Here is a 7843-nt window from a genome sequence, read left to right on the forward strand (position 1 = left end):
CTCGCTTCCACTTCCGGTTCATCTTGTGAGCCGCAGGATAGCCCACCCGCGTCGCACACCCTAAGACGCTGGAAACGATTTCACTCAAGCGTTGGCCCGCCCGGCCGATACCGGGAGCGGGCCCCTGCGCCTTCCCCCCACACAATCAGGCTTTCCCCCCATGACCGGCACCTACAGCCAGAGTCTTGTCGTGTTCTCGCTGCTGGTCGCCATCCTGGCCTCTTACACCGCCCTGGACATGGCCGCGCGCGTGGCCAACACCGAAGGCAAGGTCGCCCGCTGGTGGCTGGCCGGCGGTGCCTGCGCCATGGGTCTGGGCATCTGGTCCATGCACTTCATCGGCATGCTGGCCTTCGACCTCGGCATTCCGATGGGCTACGACCTGGCCATCACCCTGTACTCGCTGGCCGTGTCCGTCGGTGCCTCGGCTTATGCCTTGTGGCTGGTGTCGCACAAGATCCTGCCCTGGTATCGGCTGGCCGCCGGCGCGGTGCTGATGGGCCTGGGCGTGGCCGCGATGCACTACCTGGGCATGTCGGCCATGCGCATGGAACCCGGCATCGAGTACCACCTGGGCTGGTTGGCGCTGTCCATCGTGATCGCCATCGTGGCCGCCGGCGCGGCGTTGTGGATCGCTTTCCGGCTGCGCTCGGAAACCCGCCACCCGATGCTGCTGCGCGGTCTTGCCTCGGTTGTCATGGGCTTTGCCATCATCGGCATGCACTACACCGGCATGGCTGCCGCTGAATTCCCGCCCGGCAGCATCTGCGGCGCGGTCGGCGAGAACGGCGTGGACAGCAAATGGCTGGCAGTGCTGGTCATTGTCACCACCCTGGCCACGCTGGGCATCGCACTGATCGCCTCGGTATTTGACCGGCAGATGCGGGCGCGCACCGGCCTGCTCGCCGATTCGCTGGCCAAGGCCAACGGGAAACTGCTGCAGGCCGCCCTGCACGACCCCCTGACCCAGCTGCCCAACCGCATGCTGCTGCAGGACCGCATCGAGCAGACGATCGAGAAGGCCCGCCGCCGCAACTTCCCCTTTGCGGTGATGTTCTGCGACCTCGACGGTTTCAAGGCGATCAATGACGCCTACGGTCACCAGCTGGGCGACCGGCTGCTGGTGGAGATGTCCCAACGCGTGGCCGGCCTGCTGCGTGCGCAGGACACGTTCGCCCGGCTGGGCGGCGACGAATTCGTCATCGTGTTCCAGATTGAAGAACCCGAAGACGCAGCGGTGGTCGCCGAGCGCATCCTGGCCTGCGTGGCCGAGCCGTTCCATATCGACGCGCTGGAACTGCAGGTCAGCACCAGCATCGGCATTGCGCTGTATCCGGACGACGCCAGCAGCGAGCGCGAACTGATGGCGCACGCTGACGCTGCGATGTACCACACCAAGGAAACCGGCCGGAACGGCTACACCTTCTTCACCGAGTCACTGCAGGTCACCGCCAACCGCCAGTTGCGCCTGCTGCAGGACCTGCGGCGGGCCATTCCGCGCGGAGAACTGGTGCTGCACTACCAGCCCAAGTTCCTCGCCGCCGGTTCGGACATCATCGGAGCCGAAGCCCTGGTGCGCTGGCAGCACCCGGAACTCGGGCTGCTCTCACCCGACACCTTCATTCCGATGGCCGAACGCAGCGGCTTGATCCTGCCGTTGGGTGAGTGGGTGCTGGATGCCGCCTGTGCGCAGCTGCGCGCGTGGCACGATGCCGGGCATGACAGCTGGACCATGTCGGTGAACCTGTCACCGGTGCAGTTTGCGTCGAGCAACCTGCTGGATACCGTGCGCGAGACCTTGGCGCGGCATCAGCTGGAGGCACGCTTCCTGACCCTGGAAGTGACCGAAACCACGGCGATGAAGGACGTGGAAGCCAGCATGCTCATTCTGCACGGGCTGACCGCGATGGGCGTGCATATCTCGATCGATGACTTTGGTACCGGATACTCCAGCCTGCTGTATCTGAAGCGCATGCCGGCGACCGAGCTGAAGATTGACCGGGCGTTTGTGCGTGAGCTGGAAGACAACAGTGAAGATGCGGCGATTGTGTCGTCGATCATCGCGCTGGGGCGCTCGTTGCAGCTGCGGATCGTGGCCGAGGGTGTGGAGACGGCCGGGCAGCAGCAGTATCTGAACCAGCTGGGGTGTGACCTGCTGCAGGGGTATCACCTGGGCAGGCCGATGGATGCCGAGGCGTTCCTGCGCCACGCGTAACCGGTTGCGCCGGCCGTTGGCCGGCCCATGGTGCATGTGGCGCATGCGCGCGCCGGCAGCGTATGTCGATTTGATTCGCGTCGTTAAAGAACGTTGAGCCGTTCACGGCCGTCGTCTGTCGACCGACGCTACCCCGGCCCCACGCCCCATCTGCGATTTCCATGTCGTTTCGTTGATCGCGATGCGGGACGCGTTTCGGTCCGCATTGGCGCGATCCATCCGGGGCGGCCGCCAGGTAACCCCCGGAGGGACACTCCACGGCATGGATGCCGTGGAGTAGCCCCCATGGATGGGTTCACGGCGTGTCCCGGAGCGGGGTTGCCTGGCGGCCGCCCCAGCAGGGAACAATTGAAGCGCCGCCGTTCGAGCAGACCCGTAAGCAAAAAGGCCACCCTTGCGGGTGGCCCTTCTGCGTGGGTCGTTTTGCGTGCGCCACGACCAACGGTCGTGACCTACCGACCTCAGTGCATCATGTGCACGTTCATGTTGTGCATCACCCACAGGGTGCCGGCCACGATGATGCCGATGACCACCACGGTGAAGGCCGCGGCACTGACGTTCCAGCGCTGTTCCGACGAGCGGTCCAGGTGCAGGAAGAAGATCAGGTGCACGAAGATCTGCAGGATCGCCGCCACGATGATGATGACGCCCGTGGTGAAGGTCGGCAGACCGCCCTTCATCACTGCCCAGAACGGGATGATGGTGAGGACAGCGGCCAGCAGGAAGCCAACCAGGTAGCTCTTGACGCTGCCGTGGCTTTCACCACCCACGCCGTGCCCATCGTGATGGGCGTGATTGTCGTGTGCCATTACAGCGCTCCCTTCAGGTAGACGACGGAGAACACGCCGATCCAGATCAGGTCCAGGAAGTGCCAGAACAGGCTCAGGCACGCCAGGCGGGTCTTGTTGGTGGCGGTCAGGCCGTTCTGCTTGATCTGGATGAACATGATCAGCAGCCACAGCAGACCAGCGCTCACGTGCAGACCGTGGGTACCCACCAGCGCGAAGAACGCCGACAGGAACGCACTACGGTCCGGGCCGTAGCCCTGGTGGATCAGATGGTTGAACTCCCAGACTTCCATGATCATGAAGCCCAGGCCCAGCAACCAGGTGATCGCCAGCCACAGGTACATCTGGCCCACCTTGGCCTTGTGCATGGCGATCATGCCCAGGCCGAAGGTCAGCGAAGAGACCAGCAGAAGCGTGGTTTCCCACGCGACGAAGCTCAGGTCGAACAGTTCCTTGGCGGTCGGGCCGCCATCGGTACCGCCCGCCAGCACGATGTAGGTCGCGAACAGGCTGGCGAAGATGAGGCAGTCGCTCATCAGATACACCCAGAAACCGAAGACGGTGTTGCCGCCGGTGTCGTGGTGCTCGTGGTCGTCATGGCCGTGGGCCGCCGCGTGCGCGGCGTGCCCATGGTTCAGGGTGGAGGTATTGCTGCTCATGCCTTGAACTCCGTTTTCACCAGACCCTGCGCCTGCAGGTGACGGCGGTGCTCAGTTTCGATCCGCTCAACTTCGGCGGCCGGCACGTAGTAATCCGTGTCCTTGTCGAAGGTGCGCCAGATGTAGGTACCGATCATGCCGAGCAGGCCCACGATGGCCAGCCACCAGATGTGCCAGATCATGGCAAAGCCGAAGGCCAGGCTGAAGGCACCGATCACCACACCGGTACCGGTGTTGCGCGGCATGTGGATGTCGCTGTACTTCTCCGGACGCGGCCATGCTTCACCACGCTGCTTGCGCTCCCAGAAGTCGTCCAGGCCGGTGACCGTCGGCAGCGTACCGAAGTTGTAGAACGACGGCGGCGAAGAGGTTTCCCACTCCAGCGTACGGGCATCCCACGGGTCGCCGGTCAGGTCGGCGGTCTTCTTGCGGTCGCGGATCGACACGGCCACCTGGATGACCTGGCACAGGATGCCCAGGCCGATGATGGCGGCACCGGCGGCGGCGACGATCAGGAACGGCTGGTATTCCGGGTTCGGGTAGCTCTGCATGCGACGGGTCATGCCCATGAAGCCCAGGATGTACAGCGGCATGAAGGCCACATAGAAGCCGATGAACCAGCACCAGAACGAGCGCTTGCCCCAGGTTTCATTCAGACGGAAGCCGAACATCTTCGGCCACCAGTAGGTGATGCCCGCGAACATGCCGAACACCACGCCGCCGATGATCACGTTATGGAAGTGCGCGATCAGGAACAGGCTGTTGTGCAGCACGAAGTCGATGGCCGGAATGGCCAGCATCACGCCGGTCATGCCGCCGATGGTGAAGGTGACCATGAAGCCGATGGTCCACAGCACCGGTGCGGTGAACTGCACGCGGCCACGGAACATGGTGAACAGCCAGTTGAAGATCTTCACACCTGTGGGAATGGAGATGATCATCGTGGTGATGCCAAAGAAGGCATTCACGTTGGCACCCGAACCCATGGTGAAGAAGTGGTGCAGCCACACGATGAACGACAGCACGCCGATGGCGGCAGTGGCGTACACCATGCCCTTGTAACCGAACAGCGCCTTGCGCGAGTAGGTTGCAATGACTTCCGAGAACACACCGAACGCCGGCAGGACCAGGATGTACACCTCCGGGTGACCCCAGATCCAGATCAGGTTGATGTACAGCATGGCGTTGCCGCCACCGTCATTGGTGAAGAAGTGCGTGCCCAGGTAACGGTCCAGGGTCAGCAGCACCAGGGTGACGGTCAGCACCGGGAAGGCGGCGATGATCAGCACGTTGGTGACCAGCGCGGTCCAGGTGAACACCGGCATGCGCATCAGGTTCATGCCCGGGGTGCGCATCTTGAGGATGGTGATGAAGAAGTTGATGCCGCTCAGGGTTGTACCCAGGCCTGCGACCTGTAGACCCCAGATGTAGTAGTCGACACCGACCCCTGGGCTGTACTCCTTGCCCGACAACGGCGGGAAGGCCAGCCAACCGGTCTGTGCGAACTCACCGACGCCCAGCGAGATCATGATCAGGCCGGCACCGGCCACGAACAGCCAGAAGCTCAGCGAGTTCACGAACGGGAAGGCCACGTCGCGGGCACCGATCTGCAGCGGCACCACGACGTTCATCAGGCCGGTGATCAGCGGCATCGCCACGAAGAAGATCATGATCACGCCGTGGGCGGTGAAGATCTGGTCGTAGTGGTGCGGCGGCAGAAAGCCTTCAGCGCCGTTGACGGCGATGGCCTGCTGGGCACGCATCATGATGGCGTCGGCGAAGCCGCGGAGCAGCATCACGAAGGCCACGATGAGGTACATGATGCCGATCTTCTTGTGATCGACCGAGGTGAACCACTCTTTCCAGAGATAGCCCCACAGCTTGAACTTGGTGATGACCGCCAGCAGGAGCAGACCACCGATCCCCGCGCCGACCAGCGTGGTGATGATGATCGGGTCGTGCGGGATGTCAGCGAATGTCAGTTTACCCAACAGATTCATGCTTATTCTCCCGAGCCTGCGTGGCCGGCGTGACCGGCGGCGGCGTGCTCGTCTGCAGTGTGTTCGGCGTGCTCAGCGGCCGGCATTTCGTGGCCTTCGTGGCCTTCATGGCCTTCATGGCCCGCACCATGCGACATCGCCGCGTGGTCCTTGCCCTTGTGGTCCATGCCGTAGTGCTGGTTGTCGCCCATGTGCTTCTCGACCACCCAGTTGAACAGACCGGTTTCGGCGTTGCCGAAGTAGGTCACCGGGTGCCAGTCGTGGTTCTTCTCGGCCACCAGGGCGTTGAAGGCGTCCTTGTTCAGGGTGGTGTTTTCAGCACGCACCTTGGCCAGCCACTGCTGGTACTGCTCTTCGGTGACCGAGTGGGCCGTGAAGTGCATCTTGCTGAAGCCCGCGCCGCTGTAGTGCGAGGACATGCCCGGGAATTCGCCGGTCTCGTTGGCGATCAGATGGAGCTTGGTCTCCATGCCGGTCATCGAGTAGATCATGCTGCCCAGGTGCGGGATGAAGAATGCATTCATCACCGAATCGGACGTGATCTTGAAGTTCAGCGGGGTGTTCACCGGGAAGGTGATTTCGTTGACCGTCGCGATGTTCTCTTCCGGGTAGATGAACAACCACTTCCAGTCCAGCGAAATGGCTTCGATCACTACCGGCTTCTTGTCCGATTCCAGCGGACGGTACGGATCCAGCGCATGCGAGGAGCGCCAGGTCAGCACGGCCAGCACCAGCACGATCATGCAGGGGATCGACCACACCACCACTTCGATCGCGGTGGAATGCGACCAGTTCGGCTCGTAACGGGCTTTGGTGTTGGTAGCGCGGTACTTCCAGGCGAAGGCCAGGGTCATGATGATGACCGGCACAACGACCAGCAGCATCAGCACCGTTGCCGTGATCAGCAGGGTTTTTTCGTCCTGGCCGATCTGGCCCTTCGGGTCAAGAATGGCCGAGTTGCAGCCCGTGAGGAACACGGACAAAGCAAACAGCAGGCCCGGACGCAGGAAGCGCCCAAGGGTTTTCAACGGAATCATCGGTCGATCCAATTGCGTAGGGAATGCCAGGTCAAGCGCACCCACACCGGCCAAGACCGGATGTGCCCGACCTGGGGTCGCGCACGGTGGACGTACATGTCAGCCCTATAATTTTATGCCGTCACGCACCATTTAAGAAGAGCGTTGACAATGATCCGGCGCAAGAATGGCCGTTTTTCGGCTGCGACACGTTGTCGCACGGGGTGCGCGCAGGGGTCGCAGGGGCCTGAAGCGACCGCGCATGATGTTGTATAGACATGAATGGGTCAAGCGGCGGGGAAACTGAACAACCGGATCGCCCTGCACCGCGGTGACACGCATGGCGTGTCACTACAGTGATCCGTAGAGCCACGCCCTGCGTGGCTGAACCACCGACCATCCGTAGGGACGGGCCATGCCCGTCCACCGGATCGCCCGGGCACCACGTTGAATCAGATCCAGACTTCCCCTACAGGCATCCCCGCAACGGCTCAGTAGACTTCCCCAAAGCCGCACCTCACGGAAAAGGACCACCGATGCCGCACTTGAGAATGACTCTCATCAAACACTCAATCATGGCCGCCAGCCTCGCACTGGGAACAGCCACCCTCCCCGCCTGCGCCTCCACCCCAAAGTCGCCACCCACGGCCGGCTTCAGCGGAGACTGGCACGTGAAATGGTGCGACCGCACCAACCCCAAGCTGGACTGCGGCGGGTTTGACATCAGCGTCGTCCAGGAGGGCAACCGGCTGTGCGGCGACTTCGGGGGAGCCCTGGTCAACCTGCGCCAGATCGACGACGGCACATTGATCGGCACCGCTGTAGGCAACACGGCCGTACTAGCAGTACAGAGCAACCGGAATGGTGCAATTCTCCTCATCCGCGCCGAACTACAGGGCGACGCACTCAAGTGGGAGGAAGTGGACCTGATACACAAAGCCGATAACAACGACATCCTGGTAATTGCGACGAATGACGTCCTGCAGCGGTCCGCATCGTCACCCCAACCAACCCATACCTGCCGCCAGATCACAGGATCGTAGAGCCGGGCTTGCCCGGCTGAACCACCGACCATCTCCTCGTAGGGAGGGTTCACCCCCGTTTTCACGGACACTTACAAGAAGGCCGATCCAGGCCATGAGGAGTGTTCATGTCAAAGCGTAGA

General features: G+C 62.6%; 6 protein-coding genes. 2 read left to right on the top strand and 4 right to left on the bottom strand.

The features are described 5' to 3' along the window. The first annotated feature begins 160 nt into the window (after positions 1 to 160). Positions 161 to 2215, top strand: coding sequence for a bifunctional diguanylate cyclase/phosphodiesterase (locus EGJ34_RS01510; protein WP_125358394.1), 2055 nt, complete (start codon positions 161 to 163; stop codon positions 2213 to 2215). Between the two features lie 461 nt (positions 2216 to 2676). On the opposite strand, the gene cyoD is transcribed toward EGJ34_RS01510, so the two are convergent. From cyoD to cyoA, 4 genes are read right to left on the bottom strand one after another with little or no spacing between them, the layout of a single operon-like run. Continuing rightward, positions 2677 to 3024 carry a cytochrome o ubiquinol oxidase subunit IV gene (cyoD, locus tag EGJ34_RS01515; protein WP_125358396.1) on the bottom strand — a complete coding sequence of 116 codons (348 nt, stop codon included), beginning with the start codon at positions 3022 to 3024 and terminating at the stop codon, positions 2677 to 2679. After that, positions 3024 to 3662 (bottom strand): cytochrome o ubiquinol oxidase subunit III, encoded by a 639-nt coding sequence (gene cyoC, locus EGJ34_RS01520; RefSeq protein ID WP_125358398.1) that lies wholly within the window; start codon positions 3660 to 3662, stop codon positions 3024 to 3026. Before cyoC ends, cyoD begins: the two co-directional genes overlap by 1 nt. After that, positions 3659 to 5656: a cytochrome o ubiquinol oxidase subunit I gene (cyoB, locus tag EGJ34_RS01525; RefSeq protein ID WP_125358406.1), complete on the bottom strand. Its 1998-nt coding sequence runs from the start codon at positions 5654 to 5656 to the stop codon at positions 3659 to 3661. The genes cyoC and cyoB overlap by 4 nt, the downstream gene beginning before the upstream one ends. Before the next feature lie 8 nt (positions 5657 to 5664). Next, on the bottom strand, positions 5665 to 6699 hold the full coding sequence (gene cyoA, locus EGJ34_RS01530) for a ubiquinol oxidase subunit II (protein WP_125358400.1): 1035 nt from the start codon (positions 6697 to 6699) through the stop codon (positions 5665 to 5667). 530 nt (positions 6700 to 7229) lie between these two features. Between cyoA and EGJ34_RS01535 the strand changes: the two genes are divergently transcribed. Next, positions 7230 to 7721 (top strand): hypothetical protein, encoded by a 492-nt coding sequence (locus tag EGJ34_RS01535; RefSeq protein WP_125358402.1) that lies wholly within the window; start codon positions 7230 to 7232, stop codon positions 7719 to 7721. Positions 7722 to 7843 lie beyond the last annotated feature (122 nt).

Origin of the sequence: Stenotrophomonas sp. 278 (genome assembly GCF_003935715.1) — a bacterium.
Taxonomy (GTDB): domain Bacteria; phylum Pseudomonadota; class Gammaproteobacteria; order Xanthomonadales; family Xanthomonadaceae; genus Stenotrophomonas; species Stenotrophomonas maltophilia_AH.

Excerpts from the sequence above, each read along its gene's own strand:
- EGJ34_RS01510 (WP_125358394.1), top strand. The coding sequence starts at position 161 with ATGACCGGCACCTACAGCCAGAGTCTTGTCGTGTTCTCGCTGCTGGTC.
- cyoD (WP_125358396.1), bottom strand. The coding sequence starts at position 3,024 with ATGGCACACGACAATCACGCCCATCACGATGGGCACGGCGTGGGTGGT.
- cyoC (WP_125358398.1), bottom strand. The coding sequence starts at position 3,662 with ATGAGCAGCAATACCTCCACCCTGAACCATGGGCACGCCGCGCACGCG.
- cyoA (WP_125358400.1), bottom strand. The coding sequence starts at position 6,699 with ATGATTCCGTTGAAAACCCTTGGGCGCTTCCTGCGTCCGGGCCTGCTG.
- EGJ34_RS01535 (WP_125358402.1), top strand. The coding sequence starts at position 7,230 with ATGACTCTCATCAAACACTCAATCATGGCCGCCAGCCTCGCACTGGGA.